Origin of the sequence: Photorhabdus viridis (assembly GCF_040256935.1) — a bacterium.
In the GTDB taxonomy this organism is placed as follows: domain Bacteria; phylum Pseudomonadota; class Gammaproteobacteria; order Enterobacterales; family Enterobacteriaceae; genus Photorhabdus; species Photorhabdus viridis.
The window spans coordinates 39,432-59,209 of the sequence record NZ_JBEJZY010000023.1; the positions used below are offsets into that span (position 1 = coordinate 39,432).

The window sequence follows — 19,778 nt, forward strand, 5'->3', positions numbered from 1 at the left end:
ATGGCTAATTTGCCGGAAACCCCACAGTGGTCAGAGGGCGTGTATCAAATAGAAACCTCAGACCCCGTGTTAGGCGGGCCTGATGGTATTTCCAATCGGCAGGCTAAACAGTTGGTCAACCGCACAAGTTATCTTAAACAGAAACTAGAACAAAATGGGAATGAGTTGAAAGAGCACACCGAAGCGAAAGACCCGCATACTCAGTATGCACCGAAAGACAGTCCCATTTTCACAGGAACACCAACCGCCCCCACACCGGCTAAAAACGCTAATAATACTCAGATTGCAACAACAGCATTTGTGCAATCACTGACCAATACGGCGAATCAAAGTGCTGTAGCTGCAAATAACAACGCTAATAGCCGAGTACCATCCATTCGTAAAGTGAATGGAAAAGCGTTGTCATTTGATATTTCATTGAATGCTGGGGATGTGGGAAGTTATGCTAAATCTGAGAGCGATAATACTTTCTTGCGTATTTCTAGCGATAAAACTGCAACCGTTGGTAGTTTATTAATTGATAGTAAAACTCCTTTTCCTGAGCTACGTTTCAAATCGAAAGATGGGTATATGGTAGGAATTAATGGTTCGGAAGGAAAATTGTTACATATTTATTCTAACGATCCGAACAATCAACGACGTTATAATATATTAATACCTGAGCGAAGCGGTACGCTCGCATTGCAAAACGCAGCTATAAAATCTGAAAATGGCTGGTGGCAATGCGGGGATACGGGAATAATTATTCAATGGGTTAAAGTTGCATCAAGCCAACAGTCATGGGTAAAAATCAATTATCCAATTTCTTTTAAAAATCAGTTTATTGGCTATGTCGCAAGCATGTCGAGTATAAATACATCAACAGGTCACACATTAGTACGTAATGCAACATTATCGACGTTTGAATATCAAGCTGGCACTCCCAACAACAATGAGAATCCAAGCAAAGTTGTTCATATATTATTTTGGGGGGTATAAATGGTTTATTTCTCCAGAAAAGAAGGCGCTTTTTATAGTGACTCTCATGAAGAATGTGTTGAAATAACCGCAGAAAAACACAATGAATTACTTACAGGGCAGTCACACGGTTTGTCAATTGTCAGTAATAAAGAGGGTTATCCAGTGCTTACTGAACGTGCTCCGTCCGTTTATCATAAATACGATGGTGAAAAATGGATAATATCAGAAAGCAGTGTGATAAAACTCAGGCAGGAACAGCAGCAACAAGCAGAACATAAGAAACAGCAACTTATGTTCACTGTAAGTAAACAGATAGCTCCGTTACAAGATGCAGTAGATTTGGGGATGGCGAGTGATGAGGAACATTCTCGATTGACCGCTTTGAAAAAATATAGGGTATTGCTGAACCGTGTTGATGCTAGCTTAGCGACAGATATTTATTGGCCCGAAAAACCTAGAATTACGGAATAAGGGATCAATGGCCCTATTCTTATTTCTGATACGGTAACCAATTCCGTACAGTTACGGACTATATCGGGGATGATTCCAAAGCAGTATAAGATGTACGTGGATAGCATCCACTTGTAGATCATGGGATTACAAGTGGATGAGATTAGCATAATGAGCGTTTAGGCCATTTCAGAGTTAAAGGTTGCGTAACTGAGTTTCTTTATTGGCTTTCTGATACAGAGTAAACAACATCGGCAATAGTGAGCTGATAGCAGCCAGACAATGGCCTAACTGACAAAGACTTTCTGGGGTGAATTCGACCACGTCATTAGCGGCAAAAGTAACAAGAGTATCTCCCAGAAAATGTAACCCATGACAGAGTCCAGCACTGTTAGCTTCGCAGGCTTCTTCCAGTAGTTCAATATCTTGTTCACTCATATCCGCCGTATCCAGTACTGACACAACATTCGCCATGTCGGAATAGAAGATATCACAGTAATTCTCAATGTCCGCAGTATTCTTAATATTCTTAGTATTAAGCATGGTTCAGTTCCTCCAGTGGTTTGCATGAGGCAAATACCAAAGGAAAGCCTGCGAGCAGAATACAAGCTTCTATTTCCGTGGTAGCTAACATTGAAATCATGCGTAATGGGAGAAGTTTGATTATCAGTCGGTTAGAACAGACGTTAATAAATATATAGGGCTTTGAATGCGCGCGTATGTTACTATTAGCGTTAGCCATAGCATTAGCTCCAATAATGTTGTGGTCAGAAGCCCGGTTAGTGGTGAGACACTACCGGGCTCCGTTGTTTTTGAAACCCTTTGAATATACACTGGTGTATACAGTAACATTAAATCATGGGGTATATACCTTGTCAATGCCAAATAAAAGATCTCCTCAATTTCCGATGAGATTAACAGAGGAATTTCGTCTCCAGCTCGAAGCGGAAATGAAGAAAGATGGTGATACGTCTTTGGCAACATGGATAAAACGAATTTTGCGTAAAGAGCTGCTGGCACGTGGTATTGAACCGAAAGGTTGAATCATTTTAAAATACCAAGAGGCACCCATTCTAAGTGCCTCTTATTTTAAATTGTCCTAATGACTTTAATATGTGTGTCTTAACCTATCGTAATCTGAACAGGTTTCCCTATATGGGTTAACATATTAACCAATGCGTCAATGGTGAATTTATTTACTTTTTTATTCACAACATCAGATACTCTTGGACGAGAAATGTGCAACACTATTGCTACCTCAGTTTGTTTTATTTTTTTATCTACAATCCATAAGGTAATTTCTCCTATTAACCATTCTTTGATTTGCCGTGTGTTTTCTATTTCTCGTAAAGAGATTGCATGAAGTTGCTGAGCCTCTGGCTCAGTAAAACCTAATTCAGAAAATATATTATGTCCGGCTGGAGTTGTCCTACGAATTTCAGTGTCAATTTTAGTGGTCATTTGATATTTCTCCGTTGCTGGATAACTGCGTTGTATCGCACTTTAGCGATATCCTTGTCCTGTTTATTCGTCTGTTGAGTTTTCTTCTGAAAACTATGTAATACGTAAATAGCTTCATCAAATTTAGCAACATACATAATGCGATAAATACCTGTACTGTCTCTTAGCCGTATTTCTTTTACGCCAGAACCGATGTCAGAAAAGGGTTTCCAGTCTTCAGGATCTATTCCACGCTGTATTCTGTGAAGCTGATAGCCTGCGTCTTTACGTGTATCTATAGGAAAGGCTAACAAGTCTTCATAAGAAGAGCCAATCCAGGCAATTTCTTTCTCTGTACCGCTCCTGATTTTCGTCATAGCTTTCCTTCCTTATTTAATTGTATGCAATGCTGAAATCATGTGTAATTGGCGAAGTTCGATTATCAATCGATAAGAAAGGTACGTTATAAATGTATAGCGTTTTGAATGCGTGCGTATGTTACTATTAGCGTTAGCCATAGCATTAGCTCCAATAATGTTGTGGTTAGAAACCCGATTAGTGGTGAGACACTACCAAGCTCCATTGTTTTTGAAACTCTTTGAATATACACTGGTATATACAGTAGCATTAAATCATAGGGTATATACCTTGTCAATACAAAATAAAAGATCTCCTCAATTTCCGATGAGGTTAACAGAGGAATTTCGTCTCCAGCTTGAAGCAGAAATGAAGAAAGATGGTGATACATCTTTAGCAACATGGATAAAACGAATTTTGCGCAAAGAGCTGCTGGCACGTGGTATTGAACCGAAAGGTTGAATCATTTTGAAATACCAAGAGGCACCTATTCTAAGTGCCTCCTATTTTGAATTGTTAATATATATGCCTTAACCCACCGTAATCTGAACAGGCTTCCCTATACGGATTAACATATTAACCAATGCGTCAATGGTGAATTTATTTACTTTTTTATTCACAACATCAGATACTCTTGGACGAGAAATGTGTAATACCTCTGCTACTTCAGCTTGTTTCATTTTTTCATCCACAATCCATAAAGTAATTTCTTCCATTAACCGTTCTTTAATTTGCAGTGTATTTTCTATTTCTTGTAAAGAAGTTGTATGAAGTTGTTGAGCTTCTTGCTCAGTAAAACCTAATTCAGAAAATATATTATGTCCGGCTGGAGTTACCCTACGAATTTCAGTGTCAATTTTAGTGGTCATTTGATATTTCCCCGATGCTGGATAACTACGTTGTATCGCACTTTAGCGATATCCTTGTCCTGTTTATTCGTTTGTTAAGTTTTCTTCTGAAAACTATGTAATATGTAAAATAGCTTCATCAAATTTAACAACATACATAATACGATAAATACCTATACTGTCTCTTAGCCGCATTTCTTTTACACCAGAACCGATGCCAAAAAAGGGTTTCCAGTCTTCAGGATCTATTCCATGCTGTATTCTATGAAACTGATAGCCTGCGTCTTTACGTGCGATCTGTAAGGAAAGGCTAACAAAGCTCCACAAAAAGGACCGATTACAGACAATTTCTTTCTCTAGTACCGCCCCTGATTTTTATTATAGCTTCCTTCCTCATTTGGTTGTATAAAATTTTATACCACTGCGCACAAAATTGCAAATGAAGAATTGAAGGAATTTGAAGCCTAGCGAGGAGAAAATATGCGAGAAGTATGTTTCAGGCCACTGACAAGCAAAAACCGCGTGTCCAAAGCAAAGGCGATCCAATCCAAGCATTGCAAGAGTGCTCAACCAAATACTGGCGAATGAAGAGCCCAAAGTTATTACTAATCCACAGTTTCTAACATGAAGAAGCTTGGTCGCGATTTGAAACTGGCTTCCCTCAAACATTATGTTGAGGCAACGGGTAGTAAGTTATGTCTCGATATCGAGTTGTCCTACAGGCTCGTACTACAGATTCAAAGGAAAAATGGGTAAATTAGGTAAACTACAATCATATCTATGACGGTTAGTTATGTAATAACTTTTCAATAGATGAAACGCAATTACCGTTTCATTTATTGCGCGAATGAGTAAAATTTATCGCGCGCGGCATCAATAGTCAAACCTGATCTGCGGATTGCCCGTCAGGGAGTTAAGTTGAAATTTGATGATTTTCAACTGACAACTCAGGAACATGTCCATCCATTGCTGGATAAAGCGGATTTACTCCAATTGGCTCAGAAAACATGGGCATCCCGACGCGAAGGGCGCGGAGTTCGCTTAGTGGGTTTGCATGTGACTTTGCTGGATCCACAAATTGATCGGCAACTGTTGCTTGAGTGGTAGTTTCCCCTGCTACTACATCGGAGCAGGGGAGATTTGATTAAGATTTCTCAGGGATAGCTTTCAGGACTGCGGTCAGCAGTTGCCAATATTGACCAACACTTTTGATGTGAACCTGTTCGTCAGGGGAGTGAGCGCCTGTGATAGTTGGCCCGATAGAGACCATATCCATATCAGGATAAGGTTTCTTAAACAGACCACATTCCAGCCCTGCGTGAATCACCATAATATTGGGGGTTTTATCGAACAGCTGTTGATACGTTTCACGTACCAGATGCATCACCGGAGAATTTGCATTCGGCTGCCAGCCTGGATAATCGCCTTTGGCGGTAATTTCAGCGTTTGACAATTTAGCCAGGGAACCAAGCATACCTATAATATAGGATTTGCCGCTGTCGATAAGCGAACGGATCAGACAAATAATATTGACCTTATCCTGTTCCATCGCCACAACGCCCACGTTGAGAGAAGTTTCCACTACGCCTTTGATGATATCACTCATACGGATAACACCGTTTGGTGTACTGTTCAGCAATGAGATAAAACGGTTCTGGCAATCATCAGTCAGTGCCTGAATATCGGTTTCAACTTCTTCCAGCAATACAGTCAGGTTTTTCTCGACGATGGTATATTCATTTTTCAGGATACCCAGGTATTTATCTTTCAGTTGGGTCAGCCGCGCTGTTTTATCTGCGGGGACGGCAACAATAACATGACCTTCTCGTGGAATGGCATTACGCAGCGTACCACCCTGGAACTCGAGCAGTTTTAGCTCCAGTTCCTCAGTATGGGCAGCAAGGAATCGTGCCAGTAGTTTGTTGGCATTAGCCAGCCCTAAATGAATATCACAACCGGAATGCCCGCCTTTCAGACCTTTGATGGTGAATTTTAGTGTTTTGTAGTGAGCCGGAACCGTTTCACGGGTAAGTGCTAACGTTGTGGTGAAATCGATACCTCCGGCACAACCCATGTAGATTTCGCCTTCTTCTTCTGAATCGGTATTGATTAAAATATCAGCTTGCAGCCAGCCCGGTTGCAAGCCAAAAGCACCATCCATTCCGGTTTCTTCCGTCATGGTCAGTAAAACTTCCAGAGGGCCATGTTTTACATTGTCATCAGCCAGCACGGCTAATGCTGACGCGAGGCCAATACCATTGTCTGCACCCAATGTTGTACCTTGTGCAGTAACCCATTCACCATCAATATAAGGACGGATAGGATCTTTAGTGAAGTCATGTTCTGTATCGTTGTTTTTCTGCGGCACCATATCAAGGTGAGCTTGCAGAACAACCGCTTTACGATTTTCCAGCCCTTTACTGGCTGGTTTTCTGAGCAGAATATTGCCAACTTGATCGCGTTCAACGTGCAAGCCTTTTTCCTGCGCCCATTGAACAATGTGGGTTGCCAACGCTTCTTCATGATAAGAAGGGTGGGGAATAGAGCAGATTTTGGCAAAGATGTCCCACAGAGGCTGAGGGGATAATTGTGATAGTTTTGACACGACGAATCTCCTGTGACTGCATCTCAATGAGATGGAAATACTACTTTCTACCAGAGACATAGGTTTTATTATTACGAGCGATTAACGCTCTGATGCTATTGAGTTCAGAATACCACTTTCTTTTGGTAAGGATAATGTGATTCATCGATTCCCTGTTTCCGCTGGTTTTTGCTGACCTAAATCAATATAATCTCGCGCAACTTTTTCTGCGAAAACTCTTTTCTGAGATATTCTTAAGTTGCCGGGATCCATTCTTATGAGCGAAAAATATGTCGTAACCTGGGATATGTTGCAAATACATGCCCGTAAATTGGCACAACGTTTACTCCCTGTCGAACAGTGGAAAGGTATCATTGCTGTGAGTCGGGGCGGTCTTGTCCCTGGGGCGCTTCTGGCGCGTGAATTGGGTATCCGTCATGTCGATACTGTCTGTATTTCCAGCTATGACCATAATAATCAACGCGATCTGCAAGTGCTGAAAAAAGCGGAAGGTGATGGTGAGGGTTTCATCGTTGTAGATGATTTGGTTGATACTGGGGGCACCGCTCAGGTTATCCGTGATATGTATCCAAAAGCGCATTTTGTGACTATTTTCGCCAAACCGGCAGGTCGTCCTCTTGTTGATGATTATATTGTTGATATTCCGCAAGATACTTGGATCGAGCAACCTTGGGATATGAGCGTAGTATTTGTTCCGCCAATTTGTGAAAGTAAATAAAATCAGCATTTGTTATGGCAAATCAAAATCTTTCAGAATCACTTTTTAAGCCAAGACAAAAGCATCAGGAAACTTCCACGCTGGTAAAGCACCGCCATCCCCGGCTGATTGTCGGTAATTACAATACGTTGGATGGTAATAGTCATGGGAGCTGGTATCGCATGATTAACCGGCTGATGTGGATTTGGCGGGGAATTGATCCTTTTGAGATAGAAGAAGTCTTGTGCCGGATTGCCGTGGCAAATGCTCAACGCAGTGATGATAATTTACTGGATACAGTGGTTGGGTATCGCAAAGGTAATTGGATTTTTGAGTGGTCACATCAGGCGATGCTGTGGCAACAAAGAGCGTTACAGACAGAACAGACCGCCGAAGCGGGTAATTTCTGGTTGAAAGCGGCTAATTTGTATAGCATCGCCGGTTATCCTCATCTCAAAGGTGATGATCTGTCTCAGCAGGCCGTTGTTTTGGCAAATAAAGCTTATGAAAATGCGGCCCGTTGCTCTGACTATCAATTGAGGAAGATAGAGTTCAAACTGAAAGAGGGGGGTTGTGTAACTGGTTTTCTGCATTTGCCTCAACGGCCACATGGACCCTCTCCAACTATTCTGGTGTGTGGCAGCTTAGATAATTTGCAAAGTGATTATTATCAGTTATTCCGTGATTATCTGGCGCCTTTGGGATTCGCCATGCTGACTGTGGATATGCCTTCAGTGGGTTACTGCTCACGTCTGCGATTGACACAGGATACTTGTACTCTTCATCAACAAATAATCCATCAACTGGATGGCATCCCTTGGGTTGACCATACACGGGTTGGCGTTTTTGGTTTCCGTTTTGGTGCTAATATTGCTGTCCGCCTGGCATATTTGGAATCTAAGCGTATCAAATGTATTGCGACTTTTGGCGCTATTGTCCATGAGTGGCTCAATAGCGCTGAACGCCAGCAAAATTCCCCTGTGATGTATCTCGATATGTTTGCCAGCCGGATGGGTATTTATAATGTGGATGAAAATGCGTTTCGCCTCGAACTTGGTTGTTATTCCCTTAAAAAACAAGGTCTGTTGGGCCGACGTTGTTCCGTTCCTATGCTAGCTGGTTACTGGCAGAATGATATTTTCAGCCCAAAGGAAGAATCAAAGCTGATAGCAATGTCATCAATGGACAGTAAATTATTGACTATTCCGGCAACGCCTGTTTACAGCAGCTTCAATAAGGCATTACAGGAAACCAGTCAGTGGTTGAAAAATAAAATGGGTTAGTTGAAATTGATGGCATAAGTTTATTTTGAAGCCATATTTTTTCAATTTATCGTTATGCCTGTTGGCATAATGCTTCTCTCCTGCTAAAACTGAACGCTGTTTTTTCAAATTAAATATAACGGCAAAAATATGATGAATGGTAGCCAAACATTGGTTGTGAAGCTGGGGACAAGTGTATTGACCGGCGGCTCTCGTCGTTTGAACCGGGCTCGTATTGTAGAGCTGGTACGCCAATGTGCTCAACAACATGAAAAAGGCCACCGCATTATTATTGTAACTTCCGGGGCTATTGCGGCTGGCCGGGAACATCTGGGATACCCGGATTTGCCTGCAACTATTGCTTCTAAGCAATTGCTGGCGGCAGTAGGTCAGAGCCGATTGATTCAGCTGTGGGAGCAATTTTTTTCTATTTACGGTATTCATGTTGGTCAAATGTTACTGACCCGTGCGGATTTAGAAGATCGGGAGCGTTTTTTAAATGCCAGAGATACCTTAAATGCCCTGCTTGATAATCGCATTGTTCCTATAATTAATGAGAATGATGCGGTTGCAACTGCGGAAATTAAAGTGGGTGATAATGATAATTTATCTGCACTGGCGGCAATTCTGGGTGGAGCGGATAAACTGTTATTATTGACTGATATTGAAGGGCTATATACCGCTGATCCGCGCAGTAATACCAATGCAGAATTTATTCCGGAAGTTTATGACATCAGCGACGAATTACGTATGGTTGCCGGTGATAGCGTTTCCGGTTTAGGGACGGGGGGGATGGCGACTAAGCTTCAGGCCGCGGGTATTGCAGGCCGGGCCGGTATTGATGTCATTATTGCTGCCGGTAATAAACCTGATGTTATCGCGGATGTCATTGAAGGTAATTCGGTGGGGACTCGCTTTCATGGGTTGGAAAGCCCGATGGAAAATCGCAAGCGTTGGATTTTTGGCGCTCCTCCTGCCGGTGAAATTATTGTTGATCACGGCGCTGAAACCGCAATCTGTGAAAAAGGCAGCTCTTTGTTGCCAAAAGGGATTAAAAATATTAAAGGTGATTTCTCCCGTGGAGAAGTTATCTGTATTCGTAGCCTGTCTGGTAAGGATTTGGCGCACGGCGTTTGCCGTTATAACAGTGATGCTTTGCGTTTGATTGCTGGCCGCCATTCACAGCAGATAAACCAAATTCTCGGTTATGAATATGGCGCTGTTGCAGTTCATCGTGATGACATGATTGTGAGTTAAGGATTTATAATGTTAGAACAAATGGGAAAGGCCGCCAGAGAGGCCTCATGGCAGCTGGCACAGCTAAGTACAAAACAAAAAAATCAGGCATTAATCCACATTGCAGATTTGCTGGAGCAGAAAAGTACAATCATTCTCGAAGCTAATCGGTTTGATATGGCTCAGGCCCGTGAACAGGGAATGAGTGAAGCATTGCTGGATCGTCTGTTGCTGACACAAGAACGTTTGGCAGCGATAGCTAACGATATTCGTCAGGTGTGCCGTTTGTCTGACCCGGTAGGGCAAGTTATTGATGGTAGCTTGCTTGATAGTGGTTTGAAGTTAGAACGTCGCCGTGTACCGCTTGGTGTGATTGGGGTGATTTATGAAGCCCGTCCTAATGTCACTATTGATGTTGCATCTCTGTGTTTGAAAACAGGTAATGCCGTTATTTTGCGTGGTGGTAAAGAAACGCATAATACTAATCAGGCAACAGTGAAAGTCATTCAGCAGGCGCTTGAGCAGAGTGGGTTACCGGCCGCAGCAGTGCAGGCGATAGATAAACCAGATCGTGAATTAGTTACTCAGCTACTGAAAATGGACCGTTATGTGGATATGCTGATTCCACGCGGTGGTGCTGGGTTGCATAAGCTGTGCCGCGAGCAGTCAACCATTCCGGTTATTACTGGCGGCATCGGTGTCTGCCATACTTTTGTCGATGAAAGTGCTGATTTCGATAAGGCATTGACTGTCATCACTAACGCTAAGGTTCAACGACCAAGCGCCTGTAATGCTTTGGAAACGTTGCTGGTACATCATAGGATCGCGGCAGATTTTCTGCCTGTACTGAGCAGGAATATGGCAGGACAAGGTGTTACCCTTCACGCGAGTAAATCAGCAATGGAGTTTTTGCGGGAAGGCCCTGCAAAAGTCGTGGATGTGGCAGAAGCAGATTACCGTGATGAGTGGTTATCTTTGGATATGAATGTGGAAATTGTCAGTGATATTGACCGGGCAATTAACCATATCCGTACATACGGTACATCCCATTCTGATGCGATTCTGACTCAATCTTTGTACAATGCTGACTATTTTGTTCGTCAGGTAGATTCTGCGGCGGTTTATGTGAATGCCAGCACGCGTTTTACTGATGGTGGACAGTTTGGTTTGGGGGCCGAGGTTGCCGTCAGTACTCAGAAACTGCATTCCCGTGGTCCAATGGGATTAGATGCGCTGACTACATATAAGTGGGTTGGTTATGGAGATAATTTAATCCGTAAGTAATCGGTTTGTTGTTACCCCAAAAGTGTGTCTGATTAATTGATATATCGGCGGAATCATGCTTTGGGGTAGCTTTTTCCATATAGATTAACTTTTGATTTTACGTTGATGTAAAGTTCTGGTTACTATAGCTGTTAATATATTTTTAATGATGAAATTTACCAAGGATATCAGGCAATGAACCCAATATTGTTTATTGTAGGTGCGCGTGGGGCAGGAAAAACGACGGTTGGAAAGCTATTAGCCAATGAGTTATCGTATACATTTATTGACACGGATCATCATATCCAACAAATCAGTAATATGACCATTGCGGATATTGTTAACCAGCAAGGGTGGCAGCAATTTCGGCAATTGGAAACTAAGGCTTTACAACAAGTTAGTCAAAGAAATCGGGTTATTTCCACCGGCGGTGGGATTATTCTTTCTGCTGAAAATCGCCAATATATGCGACAAAATGGTACGGTGATTTATCTTCAGGCGTCCGCTGACATATTGGCTGAACGGTTAATGCAGCAGCCGGAAAGTACTCAACGCCCCAGTTTAACTGGAAAATCTATTGTTGAAGAAATGGAAGAAGTACTCACTGCCAGGGAGAGTCTCTATTGTGAGTGTGCAGATCATATTATTAATGCGCAACTTTCACCGGAAAGCATTATAGCTTGTGTGAAAGAAATTATTCTTCCCAGAAGAATATCCTGACACTTTTTTATTTAAAAATAAGAATATTACAGTATCAGATGATAAATAATATCTTCTATTTATTTTTCAAATGGGTTGAGATACGAATATGTTGTTTTTTTTTCTAAAACTTGTTTTTCGTTTGATGTTCCGTTTAACGATAGAAGGAGATATTAAACAATTTACCTACCCAAAATGCCTTATCACACCTAATCATGTCTCTTTTCTTGATGGTGTTTTGTTAACACTTTTCTTACCTGTTAAGCCGGTATTTGCTGTTTATTCCAACATTGCAAACCGGGGTTTTATGAAATGGGTAAGGCGCTATGTTGAAATAGTTCCTTTGGATCCAATAAATCCAATGGCGGTCAGGGGGTTGGTCAAAGAAATAGGTAAAGGAAGACCGATAGTTGTCTTCCCTGAGGGGCGAATTACGGTTACGGGTTCTTTAATGAAAATCTACGATGGGGCGGCTTTTATTGCCGCTGTATCGGGAGCAATGGTGGTGCCTGTCCGCATTGAGGGGCTGGAGCAAACGATATTCAGCCGATTAAAAGGTATCTTCAAGCTTCATCTTTTTCCGAAGGTGACAATAAAAATTCTGCCTGCCACACAATTGCCAATGCCGGATGCGCCTAACGCGGACCAGAGACGCCGTTTGGCGGGAGAACGCTTGCATAAAATCATGATGAGTGCACGAATGGAGACTCGTCCGCAAGAAACAATATTTGAATCTTTACTGGTTGCACAAAAGCGATTTGGCCGCTTTAAGCCCTGTATTGAAGATGTTTCTTTTAAAGAAGATAGCTATAACAGTTTGCTTAAAAAAACGCTGGGTATTAGCCGTATTTTGCAACGTTTTACCTGTCGGAATGAACGGATTGGTTTTCTTTTACCAAATACCACTATTATGGCAGCGGCTATATTTGGTGCATCTTTGAGAGGAAGAATTCCCGCCCTGTTAAACTATACCGCAGACAGCTACGGGCTGAAAAATGCCATAACAACCGCTAGTATCAAAACGATTGTGACTTCCCGGCAGTTTCTGGAAAAGGAGCAATTAACGTATTTATCTGAACAGGTTACTGAGGTTAATTGGGTTTATCTTGAGGATTTAAAAGATTCAGTGACTTTTCTGGATAAATTATGGATCTTGTGGCATCTCTTTTTCCCGAAACAAGCGATGGCGGCGCAAAAACCCGATGATGATGCATTGGTGTTGTTTACGTCCGGTTCAGAAGGTGTATCAAAAGGCGTGGTTCATAGTCACTCTAGTTTGTTGGCAAATGTGGAACAGATAAAAACTATTACTGATTTCAATCCACTTGACCGTTTTATGTCTTCTGTGCCTCTGTTTCATGCATTTGGACTGACTGTTGGCCTATTTACCCCGTTGTTGACGGGTAGCCGGGTATTCCTTTACTCAAATCCACTGCACTATCGAGTGGTGCCAGAATTGGTATATGAATGTAACTGTACCGTATTACTGGGCACATCTACTTTCCTGGAGAATTATGCCTATTTCGCCCATCCCTATGATTTTGCACGTCTTCGCTGTGTGATGGCGGGGGTTGAAAAGCTTGCTGAGAACACTAAACGTGTTTGGCAAGATAAATTCGGGATCCGCATTCTGGAAGGGTATGGCATGACAGAATGTGCGCCTGTGGTTGCATTGAATGTACCAATGATGGCTAAAGCCGGGACTGTTGGGCGAATTTTACCGGCAGTGGAGTTCCGTTTGATTCCGGTGGTTGGTATTAGGGAAGGGGGGCGTTTGCAACTGCGTGGCCCGAATGTTATGAAAGGATATCTGCGGGGGGACGATCCAAATCATTTGGAACGTCCATCGGCAGAAGATGAGCATGGGAATATTCAGTATGGCTGGTTCGATACTGGAGATATTGTTTCAATTGATGAACAAGGATTCTGTACTGTGCTTGATCGGGTGAAACGTTTCGCTGAACGGTCAGATGAAATAGTGTCGCAGGACAGTGGAGAGACTTGCATTGCAAGTCTCTCCTGATGCCAGACAAGTTGCTACAGTTAAAAGTGATCATAGCAAAGGAGAAATATTGGTGCTGTTCACTACTCCGTTATTAACCCGTGGTATGAAAGCCGTATTGGCATCACAGTTTTTTTCGGCTTTTGCGGATAATGCTCTGTTGTTTGCGATTCTGGCACAGCTGAAAGCCCAGTTTTATCCTGACTGGAGCCAGCCGATATTGCAGATAGTGTTTGTCCTTGCGTATATCCTGTTGGCGCCTTTTGTCGGGCGAATAGCAGATCGTTTTCCAAAAGGCCGTGTGATGCTGTTTGCCAATAGCTTCAAGCTATTAGGCGCGCTGAGTATTTGCCTGGGTTATGATCCCTTTTTTGGCTATGCTTTGGTTGGGATTGGGGCAGCCGCATATTCACCGGCCAAATACGGGATTTTGGTTGAATTGACAGATGGTGATCGCTTGGTAAAAGCTAATGGGTTGATGGAGGCTTCAACTATAGCTGCTATTCTCATCGGTTCTGTGGCGGGGGGGCTTTTGTCTGATTGGAGCTTGACCGCCGCATTATTTACTTGTGCGCTGATATATGGCATTGCTGTCATTGTTAATTTCTTTATCCCGCAATTATCGCCAGCCTGCCAGGCGAAGGGCTGGAACCTGAAAAAGATGCTGACAGATTTTACTTCAACCTGTTGTATTCTTTGGCATAACAAAGAAGCACGATTTTCTTTGGTTGGAACCAGTCTGTTCTGGGGGGCGGGGATCACACTGAGATTTCTGTTGGTTTTATGGGTGCCTGTTGTTTTGGGAATTGTTGATAACAGTACGCCGACAGTACTTAATGTGATGGTTGCTGTCGGGATTATTATCGGCGCAGGGGGAGCTGCTCGTTTTATCACACTGAAAACCGTCCGCCGTTGTATGCCTGCCGGTATTTTAATTGGTGCGATGGTGGTGATTTTTGCTGTTCAGCAGAGTCTCTGGGCTTCTCACGTCATACTCATTATTCTTGGCATTTTTGGCGGCCTGTTTATTGTTCCGCTGAATGCGTTATTGCAGGAAAGCGGCAGGCAAACGGTTGGGGTCGGTAATGCAATCGCAGTACAGAATTTGGGTGAGAATACCGCCATGTTACTGATGCTTGGCTTATATTCATTGGTCATTAAAATAGGTGTTCCGGTTGTCATAGCAGGGATAGGTTTTGGTGTGTTGTTTACTTTGACAATCACCGGTTTGTGGATTTGGAACCAGCTTCAGAAAAATTGATCTTTTACCGGATAAAAGGTGTGTTTATGGATGAAAAAATTCTGGCTCAGCTTAGTATTGAACTGGGAACGAAACTGAGACAACAGAAATTGTGGGTGACCTGTGCTGAATCTTGCACAGGTGGCTGGTTGGCAAAAGCAATTTCAGATATTGCCGGTAGCTCTGCTTACTTTGACCGGAGCTTTGTGACATACAGTAATAAAGCCAAACATCAGATGCTTGGTGTATCAGAAACCACTTTGCAACAATATGGCGCTGTCAGTGAACCGGTTGTGAGAGAGATGGCGGCAGGGGCATTGCAAGCAGCGCACGCGGATCTGGCGGTTTCTGTCAGTGGTGTTGCCGGGCCTGATGGTGGAAGTGAAGAAAAGCCTGTTGGTACAGTGTGGTTTGGGTTTGCATATCGCACAGTAAATGGGATGGAAGTTGTATCCCGTCATTGTTGTTTTAACGGTGATCGAAATGAAGTACGCCTTCAATCCGCAATTTATGCTCTGAAGACATTGTTATCAGAGATTGTAAAAAATTAGCTTGATACTGTATGATCATACAGTATAATTGCAGGCGACATTTTGGTATTAAAAATTATTCATCGGCAGTGAGGTAACCCTTTCATTGCTTACGAGGGCGTAAAAATGGCTATTGATGAAAATAAACAAAAAGCACTGGCAGCGGCACTGGGTCAAATTGAAAAACAGTTTGGTAAAGGTTCCATCATGCGTCTGGGCGAAGACCGTTCAATGGACGTTGAAACTATCTCCACTGGTTCACTGTCACTGGATATTGCATTAGGTGCTGGTGGCTTGCCGATGGGACGCATTGTTGAGATCTATGGCCCGGAATCTTCTGGTAAGACAACGTTGACATTACAGGTTATTGCCGCAGCACAACGTGAAGGTAAAACCTGTGCGTTTATTGATGCTGAACACGCCCTTGATCCTGTTTATGCGAAGAAACTGGGTGTTGATATTGATAACCTGTTGTGTTCTCAGCCAGACACCGGGGAACAGGCTCTTGAGATTTGTGATGCGTTGACACGTTCCGGCGCGGTTGATGTCATTATTGTCGACTCCGTTGCGGCTTTAACACCAAAAGCTGAAATCGAAGGAGAAATTGGTGATTCTCATATGGGGTTAGCTGCTCGTATGATGAGTCAGGCAATGCGCAAACTGGCGGGTAACCTGAAAAGTTCCAATACTCTTCTGATCTTTATCAACCAGATCCGAATGAAAATTGGTGTGATGTTCGGTAACCCCGAAACCACAACCGGTGGTAATGCGCTGAAATTCTATGCTTCTGTACGTCTGGATATTCGCCGTATTGGTTCTGTGAAAAATGGCGAAGAAGTCGTTGGTAGCGAAACTCGTGTTAAGGTTGTGAAAAATAAGGTGGCGGCGCCATTTAAGCAAGCAGAATTCCAGATTATGTATGGTGAAGGCATCAATACTTATGGTGAATTGATCGACTTGGGTGTGAAACATAAACTGATAGAAAAAGCAGGTGCGTGGTATAGCTACAATGGCGATAAAATTGGTCAGGGCAAAGCGAATGCGACTATCTACCTGAAAGAACATCTTGAAATTGCTACTGAGCTGGATAAAAAATTACGCGAAATGCTACTGCATAATGCTGGGGAGTTCAGCAGTGCTGCTTCTGATTATGCAGGCAACGAAAACGAAGAGCTGAATAACGAAGAATTCTAATCTAATTATATTGATAGCCTGTATTCTGGTATTAAAGCTGTAAAAGTTTTGCCATCAAACTTATTAACCGCGTTAATAATGACGCGGTTTCTTCTCTCAGAAAGCAAGTATTATCCATATTATGCGATCATGCTTTCAGAAAATATCCAGACGATTTACAATGCTGCCAGCGAATGGATGTATCTGGGATTTTACTTCTAATGGAAGAAATTTTATCTTATCCCCACTTTGTTTATTCGTGAGTTGAAAATGGGTGATGAAATATTCCACCTAACCAATTCATAAATCTGTTTTTTCCAGCTTGATTTCGGGACAATTATGAGCAAAAGCACCGCTGAGATCCGTCAAGCGTTTCTCGACTTTTTTCATACTAAAGGGCATCAGGTAGTACCAAGCAGTTCTTTGGTGCCAAATAATGACCCAACACTGTTGTTTACTAACGCAGGGATGAACCAGTTTAAGGATGTATTTCTTGGACAGGACAAAAGATCTTATTCCCGAGCAACAACTGCTCAGCGCTGTGTTCGTGCCGGTGGTAAACATAATGATTTAGAAAATGTAGGTTACACCGCACGTCATCATACTTTCTTTGAGATGCTGGGTAATTTTAGTTTTGGTGATTATTTCAAACATGATGCTATTAGTTATGCTTGGGAACTTCTGACTGGCAAGGATTGGTTCAATTTGCCTAAAGAAAAATTATGGGTGACTGTCTATCAGACTGATAATGAAGCCTATGATATCTGGCAAAATGAAGTTGGAATACCAGCAGAAAGAATTATCCGCATTGGTGATAATAAAGGTGCTCCTTACGCATCAGATAACTTCTGGCAGATGGGTGATACCGGCCCTTGTGGCCCTTGCACTGAAATTTTTTATGATCATGGTGATCATATCTGGGGTGGCCCGCCAGGAAGTCCAGAGGAAGATGGCGACAGATATATTGAAATCTGGAACATCGTTTTTATGCAGTTCAACCGTCATGCTGATGGCACGATGGAGCCGCTGCCAAAACCATCTGTAGATACCGGTATGGGGTTGGAACGTATTGCTGCTGTATTGCAGCACGTTAATTCCAACTATGAGATTGATCTTTTCCGTGAGTTGATTGCTACTGTGGCTGGTGTCACTGGTGCTACAGATGATCTGAGTAATAAATCTCTGCGGGTTATTGCCGACCATATCCGTTCATGTGCGTTCTTGATTTGTGATGGCGTTATTCCTTCCAATGAAAACCGTGGTTATGTTCTGCGCCGTATTATCCGCCGGGCTATTCGTCACGGTAATATGTTAGGTGCCAAAGATACCTTCTTCTATAAATTGGTTGCTCCATTGATAAACGTGATGGGTGCTGCGGGAGAGGAACTTAAGCGTCAGCAAGCCATTGTTGAGCAGGTATTGAAAACAGAAGAAGAGCAATTTGCCCGTACTCTGGAACGCGGTCTTCAATTACTGGACGATGAACTATCAAGACTGTCCGGTGATATTCTGGATGGTGAAACCGCCTTCCGTCTGTACGATACCTATGGTTTTCCTGTGGATTTAACCGCTGATGTTTGCCGTGAGCGCAATATTAAGGTTGATGAAGACGGTTTTGCCGCTGCAATGGAAAATCAGCGTCGTCGGGCACGTGAATCAAGTGGTTTCGGCACTGATTATAATGAATTGATCAAAGTTGATGAACGCAGTGATTTCTCTGGCTACGATTATAACGAACAGCAGGCAACAGTAACAGCTATCTTCCGTAATGGCGAATCAGTTAATCAAATTCAAGCTGGTGAAGACGCGATTATTATACTGGATAAGACCACTTTTTACGCTGAGTCCGGTGGACAAGTTGGTGACCGGGGTATTCTGAGCAATAACAATTGTGCTTTTGATGTTACTGATACACAAAAATACAGTCAGGCTATCGGCCACATTGGTAAGCTTGCAAAGGGTACCTTAAGTGTGAACCATAAGGTCAATGCTGTTATTGATATAGAACGGCGTGATGCAATCCGTTTGAATCATTCAGCAACCCATCTGTTGCATGCTGCATTACGTCAGATTTTGGGTGAGCATGTATCTCAGAAAGGTTCTTTGGTTAACGATAAATATCTCCGCTTTGATTTTTCTCATTTTGAAGCAATGAAACCGGAGCAGATCCGTCAGGTTGAGGATTTGGTTAATGCTGAAGTTCGTAAGAATTCACCGATTGTGACGGAATTGATGGGTTTGGAAGCAGCAAAAGCCAAAGGTGCTATGGCTCTGTTTGGTGAAAAATACGAAGAACAAGTTCGTGTACTGTCAATGGGGAATTTTTCCACTGAATTATGTGGCGGGACTCACGCAAGCCGTACTGGTGACATTGGTTTATTCCGTATTACTGCTGAATCCGGAACAGCTGCGGGTATTCGTAGGATTGAAGCAATTACAGGTAAAAAAGCGTTGGAATCTGTGCACCAACAAGCTAATTTGCTTCAGGATATTGCTCAATTGGTGAAAGGTGATATCAATAACTTGAGTGAAAAAGTACGGGTGACACTGGATAAAACCAAAGCATTGGAAAAAGAGCTCCAACAGCTTAAAGATCAACAAGCTACACAGGAAAGCTCTTCTTTGGCAGGTAAAGCGAAAGACGTTAACGGTGTGCAGTTGCTGGTTAGCCAGTTGAGTAATACAGAGCCTAAGATGCTGAGAACTATGGTTGATGATCTGAAAAATCAACTGGGTTCAGCAATTATTGTGCTTTCTACTATAAGTGATGATAAAGTCAGCCTAATTGTTGGTGTCACAAAGGATCTGACTGCTAGAATAAAAGCAGGTGAGTTAATTTCTTCTGTAGCTCAACAAATCGGTGGTAAAGGTGGTGGTCGCCCTGATATGGCCCAAGCAGGTGGTTCTGATGTTCAAGCGTTGCCTTCTGCTTTGGATAGCGTGGAAGAGTGGGTAGCATCACGGCTTACCTGAATTACCTGAGTTTAAAGGGCGCCATGATAGCTGTTTTTATGGT

The 19,778-nt window shown here is 42.7% G+C and carries 19 protein-coding genes and 2 pseudogenes; 15 read left to right on the top strand and 6 right to left on the bottom strand.

Features of this window, described 5'->3' with window-relative positions; all coding sequences use genetic code 11:
- Both ABR397_RS11620 and ABR397_RS11625 read left to right on the top strand, forming a co-directional pair.
- On the top strand, window positions 1–978 hold the full coding sequence (locus ABR397_RS11620) for a gp53-like domain-containing protein (RefSeq protein WP_350305890.1): 978 nt from the start codon (window positions 1–3) through the stop codon (window positions 976–978).
- Window positions 979–1,431: a tail fiber assembly protein gene (locus ABR397_RS11625; RefSeq protein WP_350305891.1), complete on the top strand. Its 453-nt coding sequence runs from the start codon at window positions 979–981 to the stop codon at window positions 1,429–1,431.
- A 174-nt stretch (window positions 1,432–1,605) separates the two neighbouring features.
- Here the strand turns inward: ABR397_RS11625 and ABR397_RS11630 are convergent, their stop codons facing one another.
- Window positions 1,606–1,953 (bottom strand): hypothetical protein, encoded by a 348-nt coding sequence (locus ABR397_RS11630; protein ID WP_214085389.1) that lies wholly within the window; start codon window positions 1,951–1,953, stop codon window positions 1,606–1,608.
- 176 nt (window positions 1,954–2,129) lie between these two features.
- Between ABR397_RS11630 and ABR397_RS11635 the strand changes: the two genes are divergently transcribed.
- Entirely contained in the window at window positions 2,130–2,453 is a 324-nt protein-coding gene (locus ABR397_RS11635) for a hypothetical protein (RefSeq protein WP_046975949.1), read from the top strand.
- A 79-nt stretch (window positions 2,454–2,532) separates the two neighbouring features.
- On the opposite strand, the gene ABR397_RS11640 is transcribed toward ABR397_RS11635, so the two are convergent.
- Window positions 2,533–2,871 carry a helix-turn-helix domain-containing protein gene (locus ABR397_RS11640; protein ID WP_214085388.1) on the bottom strand — a complete coding sequence of 113 codons (339 nt, stop codon included), beginning with the start codon at window positions 2,869–2,871 and terminating at the stop codon, window positions 2,533–2,535.
- A complete protein-coding gene (locus tag ABR397_RS11645; protein ID WP_118987844.1) occupies window positions 2,868–3,227 on the bottom strand; it encodes a type II toxin-antitoxin system RelE/ParE family toxin in 360 nt (119 codons plus the stop codon). The genes ABR397_RS11640 and ABR397_RS11645 overlap by 4 nt, the downstream gene beginning before the upstream one ends.
- Before the next feature lie 118 nt (window positions 3,228–3,345).
- Between ABR397_RS11645 and ABR397_RS11650 the strand changes: the two genes are divergently transcribed.
- Entirely contained in the window at window positions 3,346–3,669 is a 324-nt protein-coding gene (locus tag ABR397_RS11650) for a hypothetical protein (RefSeq protein WP_036843602.1), read from the top strand.
- A gap of 68 nt (window positions 3,670–3,737) precedes the next feature.
- On the opposite strand, the gene ABR397_RS11655 is transcribed toward ABR397_RS11650, so the two are convergent.
- Window positions 3,738–4,076 carry a helix-turn-helix domain-containing protein gene (locus ABR397_RS11655; RefSeq protein WP_036850009.1) on the bottom strand — a complete coding sequence of 113 codons (339 nt, stop codon included), beginning with the start codon at window positions 4,074–4,076 and terminating at the stop codon, window positions 3,738–3,740.
- Window positions 4,077–4,169: 93 nt separating this feature from the next.
- Window positions 4,170–4,382, bottom strand: coding sequence for a type II toxin-antitoxin system RelE/ParE family toxin (locus ABR397_RS25040; RefSeq protein ID WP_407072877.1), 213 nt, complete (start codon window positions 4,380–4,382; stop codon window positions 4,170–4,172).
- 552 nt (window positions 4,383–4,934) lie between these two features.
- Between ABR397_RS25040 and ABR397_RS11665 the strand changes: the two are divergent.
- A pseudogene (locus ABR397_RS11665) lies at window positions 4,935–5,162 on the top strand (DinB/UmuC family translesion DNA polymerase); the annotation flags it as partial.
- 37 nt (window positions 5,163–5,199) lie between these two features.
- Here ABR397_RS11665 and pepD read toward each other — a convergent pair.
- Window positions 5,200–6,660 (bottom strand): beta-Ala-His dipeptidase, encoded by a 1,461-nt coding sequence (pepD, locus tag ABR397_RS11670; RefSeq protein WP_350305892.1) that lies wholly within the window; start codon window positions 6,658–6,660, stop codon window positions 5,200–5,202.
- A 256-nt stretch (window positions 6,661–6,916) separates the two neighbouring features.
- Here pepD and gpt point away from each other — a divergent pair, with 256 nt between their 5' ends.
- From gpt to alaS, 10 genes and pseudogenes are all read left to right on the top strand, one after another.
- Entirely contained in the window at window positions 6,917–7,378 is a 462-nt protein-coding gene (gene gpt / locus ABR397_RS11675) for a xanthine phosphoribosyltransferase (protein WP_350305893.1), read from the top strand.
- A 14-nt stretch (window positions 7,379–7,392) separates the two neighbouring features.
- Window positions 7,393–8,640, top strand: coding sequence for an esterase FrsA (frsA, locus tag ABR397_RS11680; protein ID WP_350305894.1), 1,248 nt, complete (start codon window positions 7,393–7,395; stop codon window positions 8,638–8,640).
- Between the two features lie 132 nt (window positions 8,641–8,772).
- Window positions 8,773–9,876 (top strand): glutamate 5-kinase, encoded by a 1,104-nt coding sequence (proB, locus tag ABR397_RS11685; RefSeq protein ID WP_350305911.1) that lies wholly within the window; start codon window positions 8,773–8,775, stop codon window positions 9,874–9,876.
- Window positions 9,877–9,885: 9 nt separating this feature from the next.
- Window positions 9,886–11,139, top strand: coding sequence for a glutamate-5-semialdehyde dehydrogenase (gene proA, locus ABR397_RS11690; RefSeq protein WP_350305895.1), 1,254 nt, complete (start codon window positions 9,886–9,888; stop codon window positions 11,137–11,139).
- A 174-nt stretch (window positions 11,140–11,313) separates the two neighbouring features.
- The gene (gene aroL / locus ABR397_RS11695) at window positions 11,314–11,838 is read left to right on the top strand and encodes a shikimate kinase AroL (protein ID WP_350305896.1); all 525 of its coding nucleotides are present in this window, start codon (window positions 11,314–11,316) and stop codon (window positions 11,836–11,838) included.
- 88 nt (window positions 11,839–11,926) lie between these two features.
- Window positions 11,927–13,907 (top strand): annotated as a pseudogene (gene aas, locus ABR397_RS11700) (bifunctional acyl-ACP--phospholipid O-acyltransferase/long-chain-fatty-acid--ACP ligase); the annotation flags it as partial.
- 18 nt (window positions 13,908–13,925) lie between these two features.
- Entirely contained in the window at window positions 13,926–15,080 is a 1,155-nt protein-coding gene (gene lplT, locus ABR397_RS11705) for a lysophospholipid transporter LplT (protein WP_350305912.1), read from the top strand.
- Between the two features lie 26 nt (window positions 15,081–15,106).
- Window positions 15,107–15,610, top strand: coding sequence for a nicotinamide-nucleotide amidase (gene pncC, locus ABR397_RS11710; protein ID WP_350305897.1), 504 nt, complete (start codon window positions 15,107–15,109; stop codon window positions 15,608–15,610).
- A gap of 105 nt (window positions 15,611–15,715) precedes the next feature.
- Entirely contained in the window at window positions 15,716–16,783 is a 1,068-nt protein-coding gene (gene recA, locus ABR397_RS11715; RefSeq protein ID WP_350305898.1) for a recombinase RecA, read from the top strand.
- Between the two features lie 318 nt (window positions 16,784–17,101).
- Window positions 17,102–19,735, top strand: coding sequence for an alanine--tRNA ligase (gene alaS / locus ABR397_RS11720; protein WP_350305899.1), 2,634 nt, complete (start codon window positions 17,102–17,104; stop codon window positions 19,733–19,735).
- Window positions 19,736–19,778: the final 43 nt, after the last annotated feature.

What these genes read in the sequence shown, in the direction of transcription:
- ABR397_RS11620 (WP_350305890.1), top strand. Translation starts at nt 1, where the DNA reads ATGGCTAATTTGCCGGAAACCCCACAGTGGTCAGAGGGCGTGTATCAA.
- ABR397_RS11625 (WP_350305891.1), top strand. Translation starts at nt 979, where the DNA reads ATGGTTTATTTCTCCAGAAAAGAAGGCGCTTTTTATAGTGACTCTCAT.
- ABR397_RS11630 (WP_214085389.1), bottom strand. Translation starts at nt 1,953, where the DNA reads ATGCTTAATACTAAGAATATTAAGAATACTGCGGACATTGAGAATTAC.
- ABR397_RS11635 (WP_046975949.1), top strand. Translation starts at nt 2,130, where the DNA reads ATGTTACTATTAGCGTTAGCCATAGCATTAGCTCCAATAATGTTGTGG.
- ABR397_RS11640 (WP_214085388.1), bottom strand. Translation starts at nt 2,871, where the DNA reads ATGACCACTAAAATTGACACTGAAATTCGTAGGACAACTCCAGCCGGA.
- ABR397_RS11645 (WP_118987844.1), bottom strand. Translation starts at nt 3,227, where the DNA reads ATGACGAAAATCAGGAGCGGTACAGAGAAAGAAATTGCCTGGATTGGC.
- ABR397_RS11650 (WP_036843602.1), top strand. Translation starts at nt 3,346, where the DNA reads ATGTTACTATTAGCGTTAGCCATAGCATTAGCTCCAATAATGTTGTGG.
- ABR397_RS11655 (WP_036850009.1), bottom strand. Translation starts at nt 4,076, where the DNA reads ATGACCACTAAAATTGACACTGAAATTCGTAGGGTAACTCCAGCCGGA.
- gpt (WP_350305893.1), top strand. Translation starts at nt 6,917, where the DNA reads ATGAGCGAAAAATATGTCGTAACCTGGGATATGTTGCAAATACATGCC.
- frsA (WP_350305894.1), top strand. Translation starts at nt 7,393, where the DNA reads ATGGCAAATCAAAATCTTTCAGAATCACTTTTTAAGCCAAGACAAAAG.
- proB (WP_350305911.1), top strand. Translation starts at nt 8,773, where the DNA reads ATGAATGGTAGCCAAACATTGGTTGTGAAGCTGGGGACAAGTGTATTG.
- proA (WP_350305895.1), top strand. Translation starts at nt 9,886, where the DNA reads ATGTTAGAACAAATGGGAAAGGCCGCCAGAGAGGCCTCATGGCAGCTG.
- aroL (WP_350305896.1), top strand. Translation starts at nt 11,314, where the DNA reads ATGAACCCAATATTGTTTATTGTAGGTGCGCGTGGGGCAGGAAAAACG.
- lplT (WP_350305912.1), top strand. Translation starts at nt 13,926, where the DNA reads ATGAAAGCCGTATTGGCATCACAGTTTTTTTCGGCTTTTGCGGATAAT.
- pncC (WP_350305897.1), top strand. Translation starts at nt 15,107, where the DNA reads ATGGATGAAAAAATTCTGGCTCAGCTTAGTATTGAACTGGGAACGAAA.
- recA (WP_350305898.1), top strand. Translation starts at nt 15,716, where the DNA reads ATGGCTATTGATGAAAATAAACAAAAAGCACTGGCAGCGGCACTGGGT.
- alaS (WP_350305899.1), top strand. Translation starts at nt 17,102, where the DNA reads ATGAGCAAAAGCACCGCTGAGATCCGTCAAGCGTTTCTCGACTTTTTT.